The organism is Curtobacterium sp. MEB011, from assembly GCF_030209655.1.
GTDB lineage: Bacteria > Actinomycetota > Actinomycetes > Actinomycetales > Microbacteriaceae > Curtobacterium > Curtobacterium poinsettiae.
Window position 1 is genome coordinate 106,461 of sequence record NZ_JARVRN010000009.1, and the last position, 20,450, is coordinate 126,910.

General features: G+C 71.2%; 16 protein-coding genes and 1 pseudogene. 3 read left to right on the top strand and 14 right to left on the bottom strand.

The window, feature by feature from the left end:
* Positions 1-142: 142 nt before the first annotated feature.
* Positions 143-1,309 carry a pyridoxal phosphate-dependent aminotransferase gene (locus QRN30_RS12135; RefSeq protein ID WP_274007238.1) on the bottom strand — a complete coding sequence of 389 codons (1,167 nt, stop codon included), beginning with the start codon at positions 1,307-1,309 and terminating at the stop codon, positions 143-145.
* Between the two features lie 222 nt (positions 1,310-1,531).
* Here QRN30_RS12135 and rpsT point away from each other — a divergent pair, with 222 nt between their 5' ends.
* Positions 1,532-1,792, top strand: coding sequence for a 30S ribosomal protein S20 (rpsT, locus tag QRN30_RS12140; protein WP_017886662.1), 261 nt, complete (start codon positions 1,532-1,534; stop codon positions 1,790-1,792).
* A gap of 211 nt (positions 1,793-2,003) precedes the next feature.
* On the opposite strand, the gene holA is transcribed toward rpsT, so the two are convergent.
* Both holA and QRN30_RS17655 read right to left on the bottom strand, forming a co-directional pair.
* Entirely contained in the window at positions 2,004-3,023 is a 1,020-nt protein-coding gene (holA, locus tag QRN30_RS12145; RefSeq protein WP_214563136.1) for a DNA polymerase III subunit delta, read from the bottom strand.
* 301 nt (positions 3,024-3,324) lie between these two features.
* Positions 3,325-4,719: pseudogene (locus QRN30_RS17655) on the bottom strand (ComEC/Rec2 family competence protein); the annotation flags it as partial.
* A 201-nt stretch (positions 4,720-4,920) separates the two neighbouring features.
* On the opposite strand from QRN30_RS17655, the gene QRN30_RS12155 reads away from it, so the two are divergent.
* On the top strand, positions 4,921-5,205 hold the full coding sequence (locus QRN30_RS12155; protein ID WP_284761141.1) for a hypothetical protein: 285 nt from the start codon (positions 4,921-4,923) through the stop codon (positions 5,203-5,205).
* A 233-nt stretch (positions 5,206-5,438) separates the two neighbouring features.
* Here the strand turns inward: QRN30_RS12155 and QRN30_RS12160 are convergent, their stop codons facing one another.
* The 11 genes from QRN30_RS12160 to QRN30_RS12210 all read right to left on the bottom strand — a co-directional run bounded on the left by QRN30_RS12160 (position 5,439) and on the right by QRN30_RS12210 (position 19,059).
* A complete protein-coding gene (locus tag QRN30_RS12160) occupies positions 5,439-6,191 on the bottom strand; it encodes a ComEA family DNA-binding protein (RefSeq protein WP_042540177.1) in 753 nt (250 codons plus the stop codon).
* Positions 6,192-6,298: 107 nt separating this feature from the next.
* Entirely contained in the window at positions 6,299-8,860 is a 2,562-nt protein-coding gene (gene leuS, locus QRN30_RS12165) for a leucine--tRNA ligase (protein WP_284761142.1), read from the bottom strand.
* A 50-nt stretch (positions 8,861-8,910) separates the two neighbouring features.
* Entirely contained in the window at positions 8,911-10,599 is a 1,689-nt protein-coding gene (gene cydC, locus QRN30_RS12170; protein WP_284761143.1) for a thiol reductant ABC exporter subunit CydC, read from the bottom strand.
* Entirely contained in the window at positions 10,596-12,296 is a 1,701-nt protein-coding gene (gene cydD / locus QRN30_RS12175; protein WP_284761144.1) for a thiol reductant ABC exporter subunit CydD, read from the bottom strand. Before cydD ends, cydC begins: the two co-directional genes overlap by 4 nt.
* Before the next feature lie 10 nt (positions 12,297-12,306).
* Positions 12,307-13,311, bottom strand: coding sequence for a cytochrome d ubiquinol oxidase subunit II (gene cydB, locus QRN30_RS12180; protein WP_017886655.1), 1,005 nt, complete (start codon positions 13,309-13,311; stop codon positions 12,307-12,309).
* Between the two features lie 16 nt (positions 13,312-13,327).
* Positions 13,328-14,740 carry a cytochrome ubiquinol oxidase subunit I gene (locus tag QRN30_RS12185; RefSeq protein ID WP_017886654.1) on the bottom strand — a complete coding sequence of 471 codons (1,413 nt, stop codon included), beginning with the start codon at positions 14,738-14,740 and terminating at the stop codon, positions 13,328-13,330.
* Between the two features lie 273 nt (positions 14,741-15,013).
* Complete coding sequence (locus QRN30_RS12190) at positions 15,014-15,937, bottom strand: ABC transporter substrate-binding protein (RefSeq protein ID WP_017886653.1); 924 nt, start codon at positions 15,935-15,937, stop codon at positions 15,014-15,016.
* Positions 15,934-16,662, bottom strand: a complete 729-nt coding sequence (locus tag QRN30_RS12195; RefSeq protein ID WP_017886652.1) for an ABC transporter permease — start codon at positions 16,660-16,662, stop codon at positions 15,934-15,936. The genes QRN30_RS12190 and QRN30_RS12195 overlap by 4 nt, the downstream gene beginning before the upstream one ends.
* Positions 16,659-17,375, bottom strand: coding sequence for an ABC transporter permease (locus tag QRN30_RS12200; protein WP_017886651.1), 717 nt, complete (start codon positions 17,373-17,375; stop codon positions 16,659-16,661). Before QRN30_RS12200 ends, QRN30_RS12195 begins: the two co-directional genes overlap by 4 nt.
* Positions 17,372-18,298: an ABC transporter ATP-binding protein gene (locus QRN30_RS12205; protein WP_017886650.1), complete on the bottom strand. Its 927-nt coding sequence runs from the start codon at positions 18,296-18,298 to the stop codon at positions 17,372-17,374. Before QRN30_RS12205 ends, QRN30_RS12200 begins: the two co-directional genes overlap by 4 nt.
* 230 nt (positions 18,299-18,528) lie before the next feature.
* Positions 18,529-19,059 (bottom strand): TetR/AcrR family transcriptional regulator, encoded by a 531-nt coding sequence (locus tag QRN30_RS12210; protein ID WP_052481628.1) that lies wholly within the window; start codon positions 19,057-19,059, stop codon positions 18,529-18,531.
* 270 nt (positions 19,060-19,329) lie between these two features.
* Between QRN30_RS12210 and QRN30_RS12215 the strand changes: the two genes are divergently transcribed.
* Positions 19,330-20,394: an App1 family protein phosphatidate phosphatase gene (locus QRN30_RS12215; protein ID WP_194590608.1), complete on the top strand. Its 1,065-nt coding sequence runs from the start codon at positions 19,330-19,332 to the stop codon at positions 20,392-20,394.
* Positions 20,395-20,450: the final 56 nt, after the last annotated feature.

Here is a 20,450-nt window from a genome sequence, read left to right on the forward strand (position 1 = left end):
GTCGGCGGGTCCGTGCGCCGTTGACCGCCCGGTGACCGGATGCTGCTCGGCACGGGGCGAGCATCCTCGCACCAGGTGGAGGACCGCGCACCGTGCGCCGACCTGCCGACCGGCACCGGGCCTCCCCGCCGCGTGAACCGCGTCAGACGGCCGCGTGCGCCGGAGCCGGCAGCGCGCCCAGGCCGCGCCGCAGGTCGTCCGCGGTGGCGGCGAGGCAGACGCGGATCCACCCCTCGCCGGAGCGTCCGAAGGCGCTGCCCGGCGCGACGGCGACCCGTGCACGCTGCAGGAACCCGAGCGCCCACTCCGCGATGTCGCCGTCGGAGGCGTGCGACATGTCGATCCACAGGTAGAACGCCCCGCGCGGGTCGAGGTACCGGATGCCCGCGGCGTCGAGCGTCTCCTTCGCGACCTCGAGGTTCGCGCGGTAGTGCTCCCGGGCGTCGCGCACCGCGGAGTGGTCCCCCACGATCGCCGCGAGGGCCGCGTACTGGTCGGGTTCGGCGACGCAGCTGATCATCGCTTCCTGCGTGGTCCGCATCGTCGCGCCGAGGCCCTTCGGGGTGACGAGGTACCCGACACGGACACCGGTCATCGCGTACGTCTTGCTCAGCGAGAACGCCGAGAACACGCGGTCGTCCTCGTCGAGTGCGGCCAGGCTAACGTGGCGGGTGCCGTAGGTGAAGTACTCGTAGACCTCGTCGCTGATCACCCACAGGTCGTGCCGCTTCGCGAAGGCGAGGAGCGCACGGAGGGTCTCTTCGCCGAACACCGAACCGAGCGGGTTCGAGGGCGAGTTCACGACGAGCACCCGGGTGCGTTCGGTGACGCTCGCCTCGAGGGCCGGCAGGTCGGGCTCGAACCCGTGCTGCGGCTCCAGCCGGTACGGCACCGGCGTCGCCCCGATGATGTGGGCGTTCATCGTGAACGTCGTGTAGCCGGGCTCCGGCACGAGCACCTCGTCACCCGGGCTCAGGGTCAGCGTCATCGCCTGGAACAGCGCCTGCGTCGCGCCGATCGTCATCCAGATCTGCTCGAGGTCGGCCTCGATCCGGTTCTCACGGCGGAGCTTGTCGCGGACGGCCTCGCGGAGCGGCGCGATCCCGCCGTTCGGGGTGTACCCGGTGCGGTCCTCGGTCCACGCACGACGGGCCGCCTCGCCGATGTGCGGCGCCACCGGGACGTCCGGCTCGCCGATCACGAGCATCGTGACGTCGGTGCCGCTCGACTGCAGCAGGGCCGCCTGCTCGAAGACCCTCCGGATGCCGGAGGCGGGCACGGTGTCGATGCGCGGTGCGAGGGAGGGCATGTCCGTCACGCTATCCGCTGCGTGTTGCCACGGCGTTTCGGCGCGGTCGGCCGCGGGCTTCCGCCGATCCGGCGGTGTTTCGTGCTTTGGTGGCGGCCCCGCGGCCTGGTAGTGTTGGTGGCTGGCTTCCGCGTTCCCCGCCCACGGGTGGAACGCGATGCGACCAAGGGCCCCTCTACCCTGCGGTCGCGCCCACCCGTACGAGACGAGCAGGAGCAATTCATGGCGAACATCAAGTCGCAGATCAAGCGCATCAAGACCAACCTCAAGGCCACCGAGCGCAACAAGGCGTACAAGTCGGAGCTCAAGACGCACATCCGTCGTGCCAACGACGCCGTCGCCGCCGGTGACAAGGACAAGGCCGTCGCGGCCCTGGCCCTGGCGTCGAAGAAGCTCGACAAGGCCGTGAGCAAGGGTGTCATCCACAAGAACCAGGCCGCGAACCGCAAGTCGGCCATCGCGAAGAAGGTCTCGTCGCTCTGACGCCCTGACCCTTCTGGTCCGAAGGCCCCGCACCGTTGGTGCGGGGCCTTCGTCGTGCGTGGGGCGCTGTGCGTTGGGTGCGTGCGCGGTGTGGGGTGCGTTGGGTTCGTTTCGTGAGCAGAAAGGGTCGGGTCGCGATGGCGGACCCGACCCCTTCTGCTCACGAAACGCCGGCTGATCGGCGCGGGAAATCCGGGAGGCGCGACTCGCCTCAGCGGGGCTCGCCGCGTCGCGCGATGGTGCGGACCATGACCTCGAGCGCGTAGTGCGCGTCGCGCGAGCCGCCCTTCACCGCGGTGTCCGCCTCGGCGATGCTGATGATCGCGTTCGCCAACCCGGACTCGCTCCAGCCGGCGACGTCACGCTGTGCGCGCTGCACCTGCCACGGCGCCATGCCGAGCGCCGAGGCCGCCTGCCCACTCGGGCCCCGGAACGCGCTGACCTTCGCCATCGTGCGGATCTTGCTCGCGAACGCGGCGACGATCGGCACGGGGGCTTCGCCGGTGGCCAGGGCGTGTCGCAGCTCGACGATCGCCGGTGCCGAACGACCCGCGAGCGCGATGTCGGCGACCTTGAACGCGTTCGTCTCGACGCGGCCGCCGTAGTACTTGTCGACGACCTTGTCGGTGATCTCCTCGGCCTCGTCCGCCAGGAGCTGCCGGCACGCCGCGGCCAGTTCGGCGAGGTCGTCGGCGAACGCGGTCACCAGGGTACGGACGGCGGACAGGGCGATCCGGCGTCGTGCGGCCCGGAACTCGGCGTTCACGAAGTCGATGCGGTCGGTCTCGCGCTTGAGCTCGTCGCAGAGCACCTCGACCCCGCCGCCGACGCCGCTGCGGATCGTGTCGAGGAGCTTCTTGCCGCGCATGCCGCCGCCGTGCCGGAGCACCAGGGTGACGTCGTCGGCGGGGGCCTGCAGGTACGAGATCGTCTCGGTGATGAAGGCGTCGGTGCACTTCTCGACGTTGGTCACCTGCACCAGTCGCGGCTCGCCGAACAGCGACGGGCTGGCGAGGGTGGCGAGCAGCCCGGGGGCGTACTGGTCGGCTTCGAGGTCGTGCACCTCGAGCGCGGGGTCCTCGCCCTGCAGCAGGTCCTTCAGCACACCGCGGGCGCGGTCGGCGAGGAACGCTTCGGGCCCGGTGATGAGCACGACCGGCGCCGGACGGATCCCCGACCAGGGCACCTGGTCGATCTTCGCTGCGGCGCGCGCGGGCTTCTTGGCGGCCATGTGGTCCTTCCGGTGGTGCCGGCCCGGACGGTGCCGGGTCGAGTGGTGCACCGTCGATCCTACGGGCGGCCGCCGACGGCGAGCGTTCCGTCCACACCCGCACCTCGTTGGTGCCGGACCGAGCGAGCACGACGGTTCCGCGCTGATCGGTGCGGAGCGGCAGCGTGCCGGCGGCATCGAGCACGTCGAGGGCCGACGCGGTCGGGTGCCCGTACGTGTTGTCCGCACCGACCCCGATCAGCCCGACGCGCGCGGCGAGCCCCCGGTAGAGCTGCGGGTCCTGGTCCGCCGAGCCGTGGTGCGCCACCTTCACGACGTCGATCGGCCCCGCCGGCAGTCCCCCGGAGCTCCGGAGCCGGCGTTGCGACGACTCCCCCAGGTCACCGAGGAAGACCCCGGTCAGACACACGGCGCAGGCACTGCCGTCCGCCGGCCCGGTGACCAGCACGATGCTCGCGTCGTTGCCGGCGTCACGGCTGCCGGCCAGGGGCCAGGCGACCCGCCAGACGAGCGGCCCGAGGGTGCCGGAGACCCGGTCGTCGGCGGACCGGACGTCCACACCCGCGCGCCGCAGGTCGTCGACCACCCGGCCGTCCGACGCGCGTCCGACGGGTCCGACCAGGGCAGTCTCGACCGTGTCCGCCACGGCTCCCACCGCGCCGACGTGGTCGCGGTCGAAGTGCGTCAGGACGAGCAGGTCGATCCGGCTGATCCCGAGCAGGTCCAGGCACGCCAGGAGCCGTTCCTCGTCGTCGCCGGTGTCCACGAGGGCAACGGCGTCGTCGCCGCGGAGCAGCACGGCGTCGCCCTGCCCGACGTCGCACGCGGCCACCGACCAGTCGCCGGGGACGGAGCCGCGCACCACGAGCACCGGGACGGTGACCGCTGCGACACCGACCACGAGCACGGACCCTGCGGCGAGCAGCAACCGGGAGCCGATCCGGCCCCGGACCAGCACGGCCGTCGCGATGCAGCCGCACACCAGCACGGCGGCGGCCACGCCGAGCACTCCGGCCGGCCACGGCGCCGAGGCGTGCGGCAGGGCGGCCGCCCCGTGCGCGATGCCCCCGACGGCAGCAGCGGGCACCCACGCGACGGCCGCGAGCGCCTGGGCACCCGCCGGCCACACCGGTGCGACGGTGCACGCGGCGAGTCCGATCACCGTGACGACCGGCGCGAACGGCTCCGCCAGCAGGTTCGCCGGCACCGCGTAGGTCGGGAGCGCCGCCGACAGTGGGATCGTCGCGGGCCAGCACGCCACCTGGGCCGCCACCGGGATCGCCAGTGCGGCGGCGACCGGCGGCCACACACGACGCGCCAGCAGCTCGGTGAGCGGTGGGCCGAGCACCACGATGCCGCTCGTGGCGAGCACGGACAGGGCGAACGCGAACGACCGCGCGAACCAAGGGTCCGCCACGAGCATGCCGATCGCGGCGAGTGCGATGAGCGGCACGCCCCGCACGGGTCTGCCGGCGAGGTGCACGACCAGCACCACGATCGCCATCACCGTCGCCCGGACGATCGAGGGGTCGGGCCGCACCAGGACGACGAACGCCAGGAGCACCACGACGGCCACCGCGGCCCGGAGCCCGCGCGGCAGCCCGCAGGCGCGGCCGAGGACGACCACCAGCCCGACCACCACGGCGCAGTTCGCCCCGGACACCGCCGTCAGGTGCGTCAGCGCCGAGGTCTCCATCGCCGCCTCGGTCCCCGGGTCGAGGCCGGAGCGGTCGCCGATCGCCAGCCCCCGCAGCAGTGCCGCCCCCGGCTGCGGCAGATCGGCCGTGGCCCGGACGAACGCCTGTCGGGCGGTGTCGGTGGCGCCGAGCAGCCCGGTGGGGGGCTCCGATGACGGTGTCCCGCGCAGGAACGCCACGAAGGCGGTCGCCGATCCCGGTTGGTCGGGCTGCACGGCGGCGGACCCGGTGACCCGAGCCCCGGCCGCCAGCACGGCACCGGGTGCGTCACCGTGCAGGTCGGGCACGAGCCGGACGGGCGCTCGGAGTCCGTCGAGCCCGTCGGCACGCACGAGCGTCGCGGTGACGGAGCGGTCCCCCGGCACGAGGTCGCGGGACAGCACCGCCTCGACCTCGACGTGCCCGGCGTCCGGACCGGCGACGAGGGCACGCAGTCCCTCCGGAGCCCGACGGGACTCCCCCACGGTGACCGACACCGCGAGTAGCGTGGCCAGCGCCCCGGCGACGAGCACCAGCCCGGCGACGACCCGCACGGCCCCGCCGCAGCGTCGCGTGCGGAGCACGATGCCGCTCACACCGGTCACGAGCACGGCGACCCCGGCGGCCACCGGGGCGACGTGGGGCGCTCCGGTGAGCAAGGGCGGTCACGATCCACACGACGGCGACGGGCGCCGCGACCCGCAGGTCGATCGCGCTCGGTGCGAGCTGCACGCGCGCCTCAGACCCGCACGCGATCGCGCAGCTCGGCGAACCGCACGTCACCGATCCCGCTGACGTCGAGCAGGTCCTCGACCGAACCGAACAGACCGTGCTCGTCCCGCCAGGCGATGATCCGTCCGGCCAGCCCGGGGCCGATGCCGGGCAGGGTCTCGAGGGCGGCCTGGTCGGCGGTGTTCAGATCGACGACCGACCCCTCGGCCCCGGTCTCGCCAGCCCCGGTGGCGGCGTCGGCGTCACCTGCTGACCCGGCGGCGCCACCGCCCGTCACCGGTCCGAGCGCCTCGGGCACCTCCTGCTGGCCGACCCGCGGAACGTACAACCGCTCGCCGTCCGTCAGCACCCGGGCCAGGTTGAGGCGGTCGAGGTCGGCGTCGTCCGTCGCCCCACCGGCACGTCGGACGGCGTCACCGACACGACTCGCTGCCGGCAGCTCGACCACACCGCTCCGCCGCACCGCACCGAGCACGTGCACCACGACGCGCCCGGCACCCGGAGCGGACGGAGCAGCACCGGCAGACGCACCGGCAGACGGTGACGGCGCGCCTGACTCCCCACCCGCGTCGGCCGTCTGCGCCCCACGCACGACGACCCCACCGGTTCCCCCGGTCCCCTCGCCGCCACCCGACACCAGCGCCCCGACGAGCACCACGACGACGGCGACCACCACCACGACCGCCGCCAACACCACGGCTGCCCGTGGTGACAGCGCAAGGCGGGACCACCAGGGTCCGGAGGGCGACGGGGACGACATGCCCCGAACGCTACGGAGCCCGGCCGGTCGGCCGGGCTCCGGAGGTCACACCCGTGGACGGGTGCCGCGAACGCCCCTGCTGTGAGGGACGACGCCAGCGACGGTCGCTACCCCTTGATGGCGATGTTCACGAGCTTCGGAGCCCGGACGATCACCTTCACGATCTCGCGGTCGCCGATGTACCGCTGCACGTTCGCCGAGGACCGCGCCAGCTGCTCGAGCTCGTCCGCCTCGATCGACTTCGACACCTCGAACGAGTCACGCACCTTGCCGTTGACCTGCACGACGGCCGTCAGGGTCTCCTGCACGAGCAGCGTCGGGTCGGCCTTCCGCCAGCCGTACGTGGCGACGGTGGCCTCGTAGCCCAGCCGCTCCCACATCTCTTCGCCGGTGTAGGGCGCGAAGACGCTCAACGCGAGGGCGATGGTCTCGACGGCCTCACGCACGGCGGGGTCACCGGCGCCGGGGCCGCTGTCGATCGCCTTGCGGGTGACGTTCACCAGGTCCATCAGTCGTGCGATCACGACGTTGAACTTGAACGCCTCCATCATGCCGGGGGCGTCGGCGAGGAACCGGTGGGTGACCTGGCGGAGTGCCCGGTCCCCGTCGGCCCACACGGCGTCGCGCGACGACGTGACGTCGAGCGCCAGCCGGTACGCGCGCGCCAGGAACCGTGCCGATGCGGACGGGGAGACGTCCTCCCAGTTGATGTCGTCCTCGGGCGGACCGGCGAAGCCCATCACGAGGCGGATCGCGTCGACGCCGTTCGTGTCGAGCTCGTCACCGAGCGAGACGCCACCCTTCGACTTCGACATCTTCGAGCCGCCGGACAGCACCATGCCCTGGTTGAGGAGCGCCGAGAACGGCTCGGTGAAGTCGAGGTACCCGAGGTCGAACAGGACCTTCGTGACGAAGCGGGCGTAGAGCAGGTGCAGGATCGCGTGCTCGATGCCGCCGATGTACTGGTCGACCGGGGCCCAGCGCCGCGCGGCAGCCGGGTCGAACGCCTGGGTGTCGTCCTGCGCCGACAGGAACCGCAGGAAGTACCACGACGAGTCGACGAAGGTGTCCATCGTGTCGGTGTCGCGGAGGGCCGGGGTGCCGTCGACGGGGTTCGGGACGTTCACCCAGTCGGTCGCGCCGCCGAGGGGCGAGGTGCCCTTCGGCTTGAGGTCGAGGCCCTCGGTGTCGGGCAACACGATCGGCAGCTGGTCCTCGGGCACCGGGTGCTCCGTGCCGTCGGCGCCGTGGATGATCGGGATCGGGGTGCCCCAGAAACGCTGGCGCGAGATGAGCCAGTCGCGCAGGCGGTAGGTCTTGGCGGCACGGCCGGTGCCGCGCTCCTCGAGCAGGGCGATGGCCGCGGTGATGGCGTGCTGCTTCGACATGCCGTCGAGCGGCCCGGAGTTGATCATCCGGCCCTGGCCGGTCAGCGCTTCGCCGGTGGCGACCGGGTCGAGGGTCGGCACGTCGAAGTCGTCGAGCGTCGCACCCTCGGGGATGACCGGGATCGCGCCGGTGACGGCGGCGTTGGTGTCGACGACGACCTTGACGGGCAGGTCGAACGCCCGCGCGAAGTCGAGGTCGCGCTGGTCGTGTGCGGGCACGGCCATCACGGCGCCGTGCCCGTAGTCGGCGAGCACGTAGTCGGCGGCCCAGATCGGCAGGCGCTCCCCCGTCAGCGGGTGGACCGCGGAACGGCCGAGCGGCACACCGGTCTTCGGGCGGTCGGCGTTCTGCCGGTCGATCTCGGACGTCTTCTGCGTCGCCGTCAGGTAGGCGTCGAAGTCGTCACGGACGGAGGACGGCACCGACGGGTCGGCGACCAGCTCAGCCGCCAGGTCGGAGTCCGGTGCGACGACCAGGAACGTGGCCCCGTGGATCGTGTCCGGGCGGGTGGTGAAGACCGTGACCGGCTCGTCACGGCCCTCGATCACGAAGTCGACGTCCGCGCCGACCGAGCGTCCGATCCAGTTGCGCTGCTGCGCGATGACCTTCGCCGGCCACCGCCCCTCGAGCTGGTTCAGGTCGTCGAGCAGCCGGTCGGCGTACTCGGTGATCTTGAAGTACCACTGCGTGAGCTTCTTCTTGACGACGACGGCGCCGGAGCGGTCCGAGGTGCCGTCGGCGAGGACCTGCTCGTTCGCGAGCACGGTCTGGTCCACCGGGTCCCAGTTGACCCAGCTGTCCTTGCGGTAGGCCAGGCCCTTCTCGTACATCTTCAGGAACAGCCACTGGTTCCACTTGTAGTACTCGGGGTCCGAGGTGTGGATCTCGGTGGTCCAGTCGAACGACGGCGCGTAGCGCTTGAAGGACGCCTTCTGCTGCTCGATGTTCGCGTAGGTCCAGTCCTTCGGGTCCACCCCGCGCTTGATCGCCGCGTTCTCGGCGGGCAGCCCGAACGAGTCCCATCCGATCGGGTGCAGCACGTTGAAGCCCTGCTGGCGCCAGTAGCGCGCAACGAAGTCACCGAGCGCCCAGTTCTCGGCGTGCCCCATGTGCAGGTCGCCGGACGGGTACGGGAACATCTCGAGGATGTACTTGCGCGGACGGGTGTCGTCGAGGTCCGTGGTGAAGAGCCCGAGCGCTTCCCAGCGGGGCTGCCACTTCTCCTGGATACGACGGAAGTCGTAGGCGTTCGGGTCCTCGGCGTGCTGGTCGGTGGTCACGGTCGTCAACGATACAAGCCGGGAGGCCCGTCCCGCGTCCGCCCGTCGGCTCACCCGGCGAGCAGGCGTCCGTCCCGCATCCGCAGGGTGCGGTCGACCAGGTCCGGCGCCACCGGGACGTGCGACACGATGACGACCGACCGACCCGCTGCACGGGCGGTGGTGACGAGGTCGCGGAGCACCGAGTCGCCGAGGTCGGGGTCGACGTCGGCGGTCGGTTCGTCGAGCACCAGCACCGGGAACGCGTGCAGCAGTGCTCGGGCCAGGGCGAGCCGGTGCGCCTGCCCGCCGGACACGAGCACGCCGCGTTCCCCCACCGAGGCGTCGAGCCCACCCCGTCGGACGACCCAGTCCCCCAGGCCGACCCGGTCGAGCACGGCGAGGAGCTCGTCGTCGGTGGCGGTCTCGCGGGCGAAGAGCAGGTTCTGCCGCACCGACTGGTCGAACACGAACGGGTCCTGTTCGATCAGGCCGACACGGGCCCGCACGGCGTCCGGGTGCATCGTCCGCGCCTCGACGCCGTCGAGCGTGTAGGAGCCGTCGTGCTCCACGAACCGGACGAGCGCGTCGACGAGCGTGGACTTGCCGGCGCCGCTCGGCCCCTGCAGGACGACGACCTCGCCGGGGGTGAGCGTGAACGAGACCCCGTCGACCGCCGGCTCGGCGGCCCCGGGCCAGCGGACGGTCAGGTCCTGCACGGCGAGCGTGACCGACCCCTCGACCACGAGCGACGCCGGGTCGGCGTCCTCGTCGGGCTCGGGGACGATGCCGGCGGGCACCTCGGCGGGCACCACCTGCTCGACCCGGTCGGCGGCAGCACGCACCCGGCGGAGCGTCAGGACGGCGAGCGGGACGGTCCCGACGACCTCGAAGAGCGCGAGCGGCACGAAGACCGCCAGGGCCCAGAGCGGACCGTCGAGCGCACCCGACACGACGGCAGGGGCACCGACGGCGAGGATCCCGATCACCGCACCGCCACCGACCAGTCCGACCAGGGCACCGACGAGCGACTCGACCGTGCCGCGGCGCCGGACGGCCCGGGTGACGCCGGCATCGAGCCGGGCGATGTGCGCGAGCCGTTCGTCGAGCGTGCCGTAGGCGGCGAAGACGTCGAGCGTGCGGACGGTGTCGAGCACGAGGTCGGCGACACGACCACGATCGGCGGCGGTCTCGCGGTCCGAGCGCTCGGCGATCGACCGGGTGACGATCGTGCCGACCAGGGCAGCGACCGCCAGCGCGAGGACGAGCACGAGCGCGGCCGGCACCGACACGAGCGCCACGGCGACGACCGACAGCACCGCGACGACCCCGGCGGACACGAGCGGGCCGACGACGCGGATCGGCAGGTCCTGCAGCCGGTCGGTGTCGGTCACCAGGCGCGTCATGAGGTCTCCGCGACCGGTGCGGCCGAGCCCGGCGGGCGCGATCGACGCGAGCCGCCGGTACATCTCGGTCCGCACCACGGCCAGTTGCCGGAACGAGGCGTCGTGCCCGGCGAGCCGGTCGACGTAGCGCAGCACGGCGCGCCCCAGCGCGAACGCACGCACGCCGACCATCACGAGCGTCAGGTACAGGATCGGCGGGTGCTCGGCGGCGCGCGTGATCAGGTAGCCACTGGCGGCGAGGAGCGCGACGGCGCAGACGGCGCTGAGCGAGCCGGCGGCGACCGCCTTCGCCCAACCCGACCCGTGCGGCATCGCGAGCCGCAGGACGGAGCCGCCACGGGCCTCCCGGCTCATGCGCGCACCCCCCTGCGGACCGTCACGGATCCGCCGACCGCGATGTCGACGCGGACGTCGGCCGCGGCGACGACCGCCGGTCGGTGGCTGGCGACCACGACGACGGCGCCGCCGGCCGCCAGGCCACGGACGGCGGCGACGACGCGCGCCTCGGCCTCGGCGTCCAGTGCGGACGTCGGCTCGTCGAGCAGCACGAGGGGTGTGGCGGCGCGGCGTACGCGGTACAGCGCGCGGGCGACGGCGACGCGCTGCGCCTGGCCACCGGACAGTCCGCTGCCACCGGCGCCGACCGGGAGGCCCGGGTCGAGTCCCAGCCCCGCGTCGCCCAGGGCGGTGCGCACGTCGGCGTCGTCCGGGGTCGCGCTGAGCGCGACGTTCTCGGCGATCGTCCCGCGCACGAGACGTGGCCGCTGGTCGGCCCAGGTGGTGCGCTCGGCGACGGATGCGCTGGCCTGGCCGGGCACGGTGACGGTGCCGTCGTGGGGCAGGACACCGCGGAGTGCGGCGATGATGCTGGACTTGCCGGAGCCGCTCGGGCCGGCGAGCACGACGACGGTGCCCGGTTCGGCGTGCAGGTCGAACGGCCCGATCACGACGTCGGGGCGGCGGACGGTGAGCCCGCGGACGTCCAGGGCGGTGGCGGCTTCGGCGCCGTCGGTGTCGGTCTCGCTCCCGCCGCTGTGCACCCGGATGCTGCGGCCCGGGGCCGGGGCCGGGGCGTCACCGTCGTCGGCGTCGTCCGCCAGGACGTCGAGCACCGCGGCCGACGCCTCGACGCCGTCCTGGGCGGCGTGGAAGTCGGCGCCGACCTGGCGGATGGGGGCGAAGGCCTCGGGTGCCAGGACGAGCACGAACATCGCGGCGCCGAGGCCGAGCGAGCCGTCCACCAGGCGGATGCCGATCGAGACGGCGACCAGTGCGACGGACAGGCTCGCGGCGAGCTCGAGCGCGAAGCCGCTCACGAACGACAGCCGGAGCACGCCGATCGTGCCGCGGCGGTACTCGTCGGTGACCGCCCCGATGCGACCGACCTGGCGGCGCGCACGACCGAAGACCTTGAGCGTGGCGAGTCCCTCGACCGCCTCGGTGAAGGCGCCACCCAGCTTCGCGAGGGCGTCCGACTGCTTCCGCTGCAGCGACTGCGTGGCCAGGCCGATCAGGATCATGAAGACCGGGATCACCGGCAGGGCGAACAGGATGATGAGCCCGCTGGTCAGGTCGCCCACGCCGATCGCGACCAGGAGCACCGGCGTCGCGATCGCGGTGAGCGCGAGCTGCGGCAGGTACCGGCCGAAGTAGGCGTCGAGGGCGTCGAGTCCGGGGCCGAGCGTGGTGGCGAAGCCAGCGCTCGACCGGCCGGCGAGCCACGACGGACCGCGCTCGGCGGCACGGGCGAGCACCGTCGTGCGCATCTCGCTCTTCACCTTCGCCGCGGCGCGGGCTGCCAGGTCGTCGGTGGCCCACGCCGCCACTGCCCGCAGGACGAACGCCCCGCCGAGCAGGGCGAGTGCCTGCCCGAACGCGGCCGGCACCGTGCCGTCGTGCACGGCGTCGACCCCGAGGGTGACGGCCGCGGCGATCCCCCACGCGATCCCGATGGTCGCGAGCGTGCGCAGGACCCCCGTGCCGGCGGCCGCGACGATGAAGCCGCGCGCGGTCCGGGACAGCCGCAGGAGTCGGGGGTCGAGGGGCTTCATCGTCGGATGCCTAGTGCGCTGCCGCGGTGATCTGGGCGCGGGAGACGCGCTTGCGGAAGATCCAGTAGGTCCAGGCCTGGTAGGCGAAGACCAGCGGCACGAAGATCAGCGCGACCCAGCTCATCACGCTCAGCGTGTACGACCCGGACGAGGCGTTGTACACGTTCAGGCTGTTCGCGACGTCGTTCGAAGCGGGCATCACGTCGGGGAAGATCGCCGTGAACATCGCGAGCACGATCGCGGCGATGGTGACCGCCATCAGGGTGAAGGCGCGTCCCTCCTTGCCCCAGGCGTTGCAGAGCACCGCGAGCACCAGGGCCAGGGCGGCGACCACGGAGAGCACCAGCGAGGCCGGGGTGGCGCGGACGAAGGCCATCGACACCAGGAACGTGGCGCCGACGACGATCGTGACGATGCCGGCCCGGGTCGCCAGGCGCTTGGCGCGTTCGCGGATCTCGCCCTCGGTCTTCAGCGCGACGAAGACGACACCGTGGGTGAAGAACACCAGCAGCGTCGCGGCACCGGTCAGCAGGGCGAACGGGTTGAGCAGGTCGAAGAACGTGCCGGTGTAGTTGTGCCCGGCGTCCATCGGGATGCCACGGACGACGTTGCCGAACGCGACGCCCCACAGGAACGACGGCACGGCGCTGCCGACGATGATCATCAGGTCGAAGCGGCGCTTCCACTCGAGGTGCTTGTTCTGGTGCCGGTACTCGAACGACACCCCTCGGGCGATGAGCGCGGCGAGGATGAGCAACAGCGCCAGGTAGAACCCGGAGAACATCGTGGCGTACCACTCCGGGAACGCCGCGAACAGGCAGGCGCCGGCCACGATGACCCAGGTCTCGTTGAGGTCCCAGACCGGGCCGATGGTGTTGATCAGGACCCGACGGTCGGTGTCGTCCTTGCCGAGGAACGGCAGGGACATGCCGACACCGAAGTCGAATCCGTCGAGGACGAAGTAGCCGACGAAGAAGACGCCGACGATCGCGAACCAGAGAACGGGGAGATCCATCAGGCAGCGTCCATTTCTAGTAGACCGTCACTTCGTGCTTGACCTCGCCGGTCTCCTCGTCGACCTCGTCCGGGTCGGCGGGGCCTTCTTGCGCGACCTTCTTGATGAGCTTGAACTCGACGACGGCCAGCGTGCCGTAGATCGCGGTGAAGACCAGCAGCGAGATGAGGACCTCGAGTCCGGTCACGTTCGGGGAGACGCCGTCCTTCGTCCGGAGCAGCCCGAACACGAGCCACGGCTGGCGGCCCATCTCCGTGAAGACCCAGCCGACGATCATCGCGGCCATCGGCAGCGGCGCCGTCCAGGTGGCGATGCGCCACACCCAGCGCTGCGTCGGGAACCGGCCCTTGCGGGTCAGCCAGAGTCCGACGAGCGAGACCATGACCGCACCGACGCCCAGGGCGATCATCCAGCGGAACGACCAGTAGGTGACCCAGATGATCGGCTTGTAGTCGCCGGGGCCGTAGACCTGGGTGTACTGCGCCTGCAGGTCGTTGATGCCCTCGACCGTGCCGTTGAACGTGTGCGTCGACAGGAACGACAGCAGGTACGGCACCCGGATCGAGAACAGCTCGTGGACGCCGTCGGGGGTGCCCAGCGTGAAGATCGAGAACGATGCGTCCTTGCCGGTGGCCGTGTTGTACAGCGCCTCGGCCGACGCCATCTTCATCGGCTGCGTGTCGACCATGGTCAGACCGAGCTGGTCGCCGGTCAGGACGGTGAGCGCCCCGGCCGCGAGCATGGTCCACATGCCGAACTTCAGCGCCGGCATCATCGTCTCGAGGTTCTGGTTGCGGGCCAGGTGGTAGGCAGCGACCGAGATGATGACCGCCGCGGCGACCATGAAGCAGGCGAAGAGCGTGTGCGGGAACGCGGCCAGCGCGACCTTGTTGCCGAGCACCGCCCAGATGTCGGTGAGCTCGGCGCGCCCCTTGGCCTCGTTCATCGCGAAGCCGACCGGGTGCTGCATGAACGCGTTCGCCGCGATGATGAAGTACGCCGACATGATCGTGCCCGCGCTGACGCACCAGATGCTGGCCAGGTGCAGGGCCTTCGGCAGGCGGTCCCAACCGAAGATCCAGATGCCGATGAACGCCGCCTCGAAGAAGAACGCCAGGATGCCCTCGAGCGCGAGCGGTGCGCCGAAGACGTCACCGACGAAGCGCGAGTAGTTCGACCAGTTCATGCCGAACTGGAACTCCTGCACGATGCCCGTCACGACGCCCATGGCGAAGTTGATGAGGAAGATCCGCCCGAAGAACCGCGTGAGCTGCAGGTAGTGCGCACGGCCGGTGCGGTACCAGGCGGTCTGGAACACGGCCACCACGGCCGCCATGCCGATCGTCAACGGGACGAAGAGGAAGTGGTAGATGGTCGTCAGACCGAACTGCCACCGCGACAAGAGGAGCGGATCGAGGAGGTCGTTCATGCGGCGTTTCCGAGACGGGTGGCCGCGCGCTGTTCGTGCACGTCAGTTGCTTCCTGTGGAACGGATACATCAGGTGTCACAGCCCTTGGGACACCCCAACGCTATCGCGACGTCCGTCGATTCGACAACTTGTAGAACCCTCGCGTGCACAAACGTGCAAAGCCCCTGCACGGCACAACCGTGCGGCACGGATGTTCGCTTCGCCCGGTCCGGAAACGACGACAGGCGCCGGGTGGACACCCGACGCCTGTCGCTTCGTTCGTGGAGCTGTGGCTACAGCAGACCCTCGGCCTTGAGCCAGTCCTCGGCGATGGTGGACGCCTTCTCCTTGTCGGCCGTGCTCTTGGTGTTGAGCTCGATCAGGGCATCCGTCGTGAGCTTCTCGTTGACCGAGTCGATCGCGTCGGCAGCCTTCTCGTTGACCTTCTTCGAGACGACCGGCACCACGTTCTGCGGCAGGATCAGGTTCTCCGGGTCCTTCAGCGTGACGAAGCCGTTCGCCTTGATGCTCGGGTCGGCCGTGTAGATGTCAGCCAGCTGGACGGTGTCGTCCTTGAGCGCCTTGACGGTCAGGGCGCCACCGCCGTCCTCGATCGCCTTGAAGTCGACGTCGACGCCGTAGACCGACTTGAGCCCCTTCGGCCCGTACGGCCGGGTCTGGTTCTCAGAGTTGGCACCCACGGTGAGCTTCTCGTCGACGTTCTTCAGGTCGGCCAGGCTCGTGACGTCGTTGTCCTCGGAGAACTTCTTCGTGACGGTGTAGCTGTCCTGGTCGGTCGCCTCGGCCTCGTCGAGGACGCGGAGGCCCTTCGGCAGGGCCTTGTCGAGTCCGTCGTCGATCTGGTCGGCGGTCTTCGCGTCGGAGTCCTTGTCGAAGTACTGCAGCAGGTTGCCGCTGTACTCGGGCATGACGTCGATGGCGCCCTTCTCGAGCTGCGGGATGTAGACCTCGCGCTGCCCGATGTTGAAGTTGCGCTTGACCTCGAAGCCGTCCTTCTCGAGGACCTGGGCGTAGAGCTCGGCGATGATCTCGTTCGAGTAGTACTGCTGCGAGCCGACGACGATGGTCTTCGAGTCGGACGAGTTGCTGGAGCCGCTGTCGAGCGGGTCGCTCGACGCGCAGCCGGCGAGGGCGGCGACGACGCCCACCGCCATCGCGGCGGCGACTCCGGCGCGGATCTTGGGTGCTGTGATCACGAGGGATTTCCTTCCGGGAGTGGATTGCGGGCTCGCTCTCGCGACCCCTGACGCTGTCGGGCCGACGGGTCCGCGGTGCCCTTCGGCACCGCCGCCCGCTGCAGCACGGCGAACACGATCTCGAACGCGATCGCGAGGGCGATCACGAGGATGGAGGCGCCGAGCATCTCGGCGTAGTCCTGGGTCTTCAGGCCGAGGAAGAAGTAGCCGCCGAGGCCACCGGCCCCGACGTACGCGGCGAGCGTGGCGGTCGCGACGACCTGCAGCACCGCTGCGCGGATCCCACCGATCAGGAGCGGGAGCCCGAGTGGGATCTCGACCTTCCACAGGATCTGCCACCCGGTCATGCCCTGGGCCTTCGCGGCGTCGACGACACCGGGGTCGACGGACTCGATGCCGGAGTAGGCACCGGCGAGCACCGACGGGATCGCCAGGATGACGAGCGCGAGCAAGGGTGCCTGCAGCCCGATGCCGAGCAGCAGGCCGAAGAGCGAGAGCACACCGAGCGTCGGGAGCGCACGCACCCCGCCGGAGACGGCGATCGAGACGCCGCGTGCTCGGCGGGTGTGCCCGATCGCGTAGCCGACCGGCACCGCGATGACCGCCGCGATGAGCACCGCGAGCAGGGTGATCCACACGTGCTCCCACACGCGCGTGGGGATGCCGTTGTAGCCGCCGTAGTTCGTGGGGTCGAACACCCACGCGAAGGCCTGTCCGATGATCACGAGGAGACCTCCGCTGCTTGCAGGACCCGACGGGACTGACGACGCGACACCGAGCTCGTGCGGGTCCACGGCATCACCAGTCGCCCGAGCAGCACCAGCAGGCCGTCGATGGCGAACGCGAGCACGAGCACCATGACGATGCCGGAGAGGATCTCTTCGTAGATCCCGCGCCCCAGGCCGTCGGTGAAGAGCAGGCCGAGGCTCGGGATCCCGAGGACCGCGCCGACCGTGGTCAGCGAGATCGTGGAGACCGCGACGACCCGGAGCCCGGCCAGCAGCACCGGACCGGCGAGCGGGAGTTCCACCCGGAAGAAGCGCTGCGCCGGCGAGTAGCCCATGGCGGTCGAGGCGGACTTGGTCTCGGCGTCGACCGAGGTCAGCCCGTCGACCGTGGACCGCACCATGAGTGCGAGGCCGTACAGGGTCAGGCCGATGACGACGTTGATCGGGCTCTGCAGGCCGGTGCCGATGATGCCCGGCAGCGCCACGAACAGGGCGAGCGACGGGATCGCGTACAGCAGACCGGCGAGGGTCACGATGCTGCTCCCCACCCCGGACGCGAAGCGCGACCCACCGGGCCGCTGCAGTCGGACGACCAGCCACCCGATGGGGATCGACAGCAGGAACGCCACGATGATCGGCGGGATCGCGATCGCGAGGTGGGAGACCGTGTTGTCCCAGATCGTGTCGAGGTTCGCCAGCACCCACTTCACCGGGTGCCCCCACCCTGCGCCGGAGCACCCGGTGCGTCGTGCGACGCTCCGGCCTCTGCTGCTCGGGTGTCGGACTGGGGCACGGCCTGGGCGGCGTCGACGACCCCGACGGGGCCCGTCAGCACACCGGCTGCACGCCCTTCGCCGTCGACGACGATCGGACCGGTCGGGGTCTGCTCGACCCGCAGCGCACGGCGCCCGCGGCCTGCGCCGATGAACGTCGCGACGAAGTCGTCAGCGGGTGCGGCGAGGATCTCGGCCGGCGTCCCCTGCTGGGCGATCTCGCCGCCCTTCTTGAGGATGACGACCTGGTCGCCGAGCTTGAACGCCTCGTCGATGTCGTGCGTCACGAACACGACGGTCTTGCCGAGCTCGCGCTGCAGCCGGATGAGTTCGTCCTGCAGGTCGTTGCGCACCAGGGGGTCGACGGCCCCGAACGGCTCGTCCATGAGCAGGATGTTCGGGTCGACGGCGAGCCCGCGGGCGACCCCGACGCGCTGCTGCTGGCCGCCGGAGAGCTGCGACGGGTAGCGGTCGGCGAACGCGCGGTCGAGTCCGACGGTGTCCATGAGTTCGAGGGCACGCTTGCGGGCATCGGCCTTGGAGACGCCGGTCAGCAGCGGGACCGTCGCGATGTTGTCGACGACCTTGCGGTGCGGCAGCAGTCCGGAGTTCTGCATGACGTACCCGATGTGGCGACGGAGCTCGACGGGGTTGATCCCGGCGACGTCCGACCCGTCGATCTCGACGGTGCCGGAGGTGGGGTCGACCATGCGGTTGATCATGCGGAGCAGCGTGGTCTTGCCACAGCCGCTGGATCCGACGAAGACGGTGGTGGTCCGGGACGGGATGACCAGATCGAAGTGCTCGACCGCAGTCGTGCCGTCCGGGTAGGTCTTGCGCACCGAGCGGAACTCGATCATGGGGTGCCCTTCTGTTCGGAGGTAGCCCGACTTCGGATGAGAGTACCCGGGGGTGCCGACATCGGTTCGGTCACGACGCCGCGTGACGGGTTCCGGACGACCGGGAGATCGTGGGACCACCACCGGTTCAGCGCGATGTGTCGGGGGACGACGACGCCCGCGCCTCCTGTTCGGAGGACACGGGCGGGTCGGTTCGGTCACCGGCGTGTCGCGCCGGTTCGACGGGGTCGTCAGGAGGCGGCGATCACCGATTCGAGGTGGGCGCGGTTCATCCGGCGGTACTCCTCGATCAGCTCGGTGTCGGGGTGCTCACGGTCGCGGTGTGCCCGCGCCAGCACCGCGTGACCGGACTCGGCGAGGACGACCCAGGCACGGGTGACGTGCTCGTCGTCCGGCAGACCGAAACGGTCGCGCATGATCTGGCCCACGGCTGCGCCGAGCGCACCCATGCGGTCTTCCGCGTCACCGGTCCCGGTGTCCGCCGGGTCGCCGAACCGGATCGCCCGGAAGCCGGGCTCGGTGCGGTACATCTCGGCGGTCAGGTCGATGAGCGCGTCGTTGGCGTCCTGCCAGGTCTCGGCGCCGCTGGCGTCGAGCGCCTCGACGAAGCGGGCGGCGAGCCGCTGGGTGCAGCGGATCGCGAGCGCCTCGACCACGGCGATGCGGTCCGGGAAGTACCGGTAGACGGTGCCGATCGACGCCCCCGCGCGCTCGGCCACCATGGCGGTCGTGAGCCGCTCGAACCCGATCTCGTCGATCACCGCGGCAGCGGCATCGAGGAGGCCGGCGAGGCGCGCCGAACTGCGGGCTTGGACCGGCTCGTTCCTGAGCAGTGATGATCCCCCCGGCAGAGCGTTCGTTACCTCGGTGACGAGCACGTGTTCTCCTCTTGCGCTCCAGCGCGGTTCGTTGGCGTGACGGGGACAACTTTCGCAGAACGGACCTGGAACGTGGCTGCGACTCACCAGTTGCGACGCACCAGTTCTGTCCAGCGCGCGGGTTTCGTCAGCCGCCCGTGGGAGGATGACGCCATGCCCGACCCGACGCCCCACGAGCCGTCGTTGGCCGAGCCGCTCCTGCACCGCGCGGCCCGCATCGAGGACGCCGTCCAGGAGTTCCGCGAGCACCGTGCACGCCGCCGCGGCCTGGTCCCCACGGTGGTCCCGTACACCGGCTACGGCGCACCCGGATGGGTCCGCATCCTCTGCCGCGTGCTGCTGACGCGCCGCGGTCTCGCCTCCGACGTCTCCTACGCCGGCGTCCGCGGCTGGAAGAGCTTCACGAGCGTCGCCGTCGACCACGCCGAGGTCACCGTCACCGCCGGCGGGGTTTCGCACGTGGTGCAGACCGACCGTGGCGGCGTCGTCGACACTATCGTCCCGATCGACCTCGAGCCCGGCTGGCGCACGGTGCGACTCTCGGCGGGTGGCGGGCGTGACGTCGAGGCCGACGTGTTCGTGGTGCACCCGGACACCCGCTTCGGGCTGCTGTCCGACATCGACGACACCGTGATGGTCACCTCGCTCCCCCGCCCCATGCTGGCCGCCTGGAACTCCTTCGTGCTCACCGAGCACGCCCGCCGCCCGGTACCCGGCATGTCCGTGCTCTACGAGCGGATCCTGGCGCAGCACCCCGGTTCGCCGACCGTGTACCTGTCGACCGGGGCGTGGAACGTCGCGCCGACGCTGCAGCGCTTCCTGTCGCGCAACATGTACCCGTCCGGCACGCTGCTGCTCACCGACTGGGGCCCCACCCACGACCGGTTCTTCCGCAGCGGCCAGCTGCACAAGCAGCAGAACCTCCGGCGGCTCGCCCAGGACTTCCCGGACATCCGCTGGCTCCTGGTCGGCGACGACGGGCAGCACGACGAGAGCCTCTACGGCGACTTCTCGCGGGAGCACCCGCACAACGTCGCGGGCGTCGCCATCCGGCAGCTGTCCACGAGCGAAGCGGTCCTGGCCGGTGGTCGTTCGCGGGCGCAGGAACGCTCCCGCGACTCCTCGGCGCCGTGGGTCTACGCCCCGGACGGCGCCGGACTCTGGAGCGAGCTCGCACGCATCGGCATCATCGATTCCGACGCCTCCGAACCGGCCTGAGCGACCCCTCACAACGGTCTCGGCCAGGGCCACCCGTCGCGGACCGCGGCGCACGG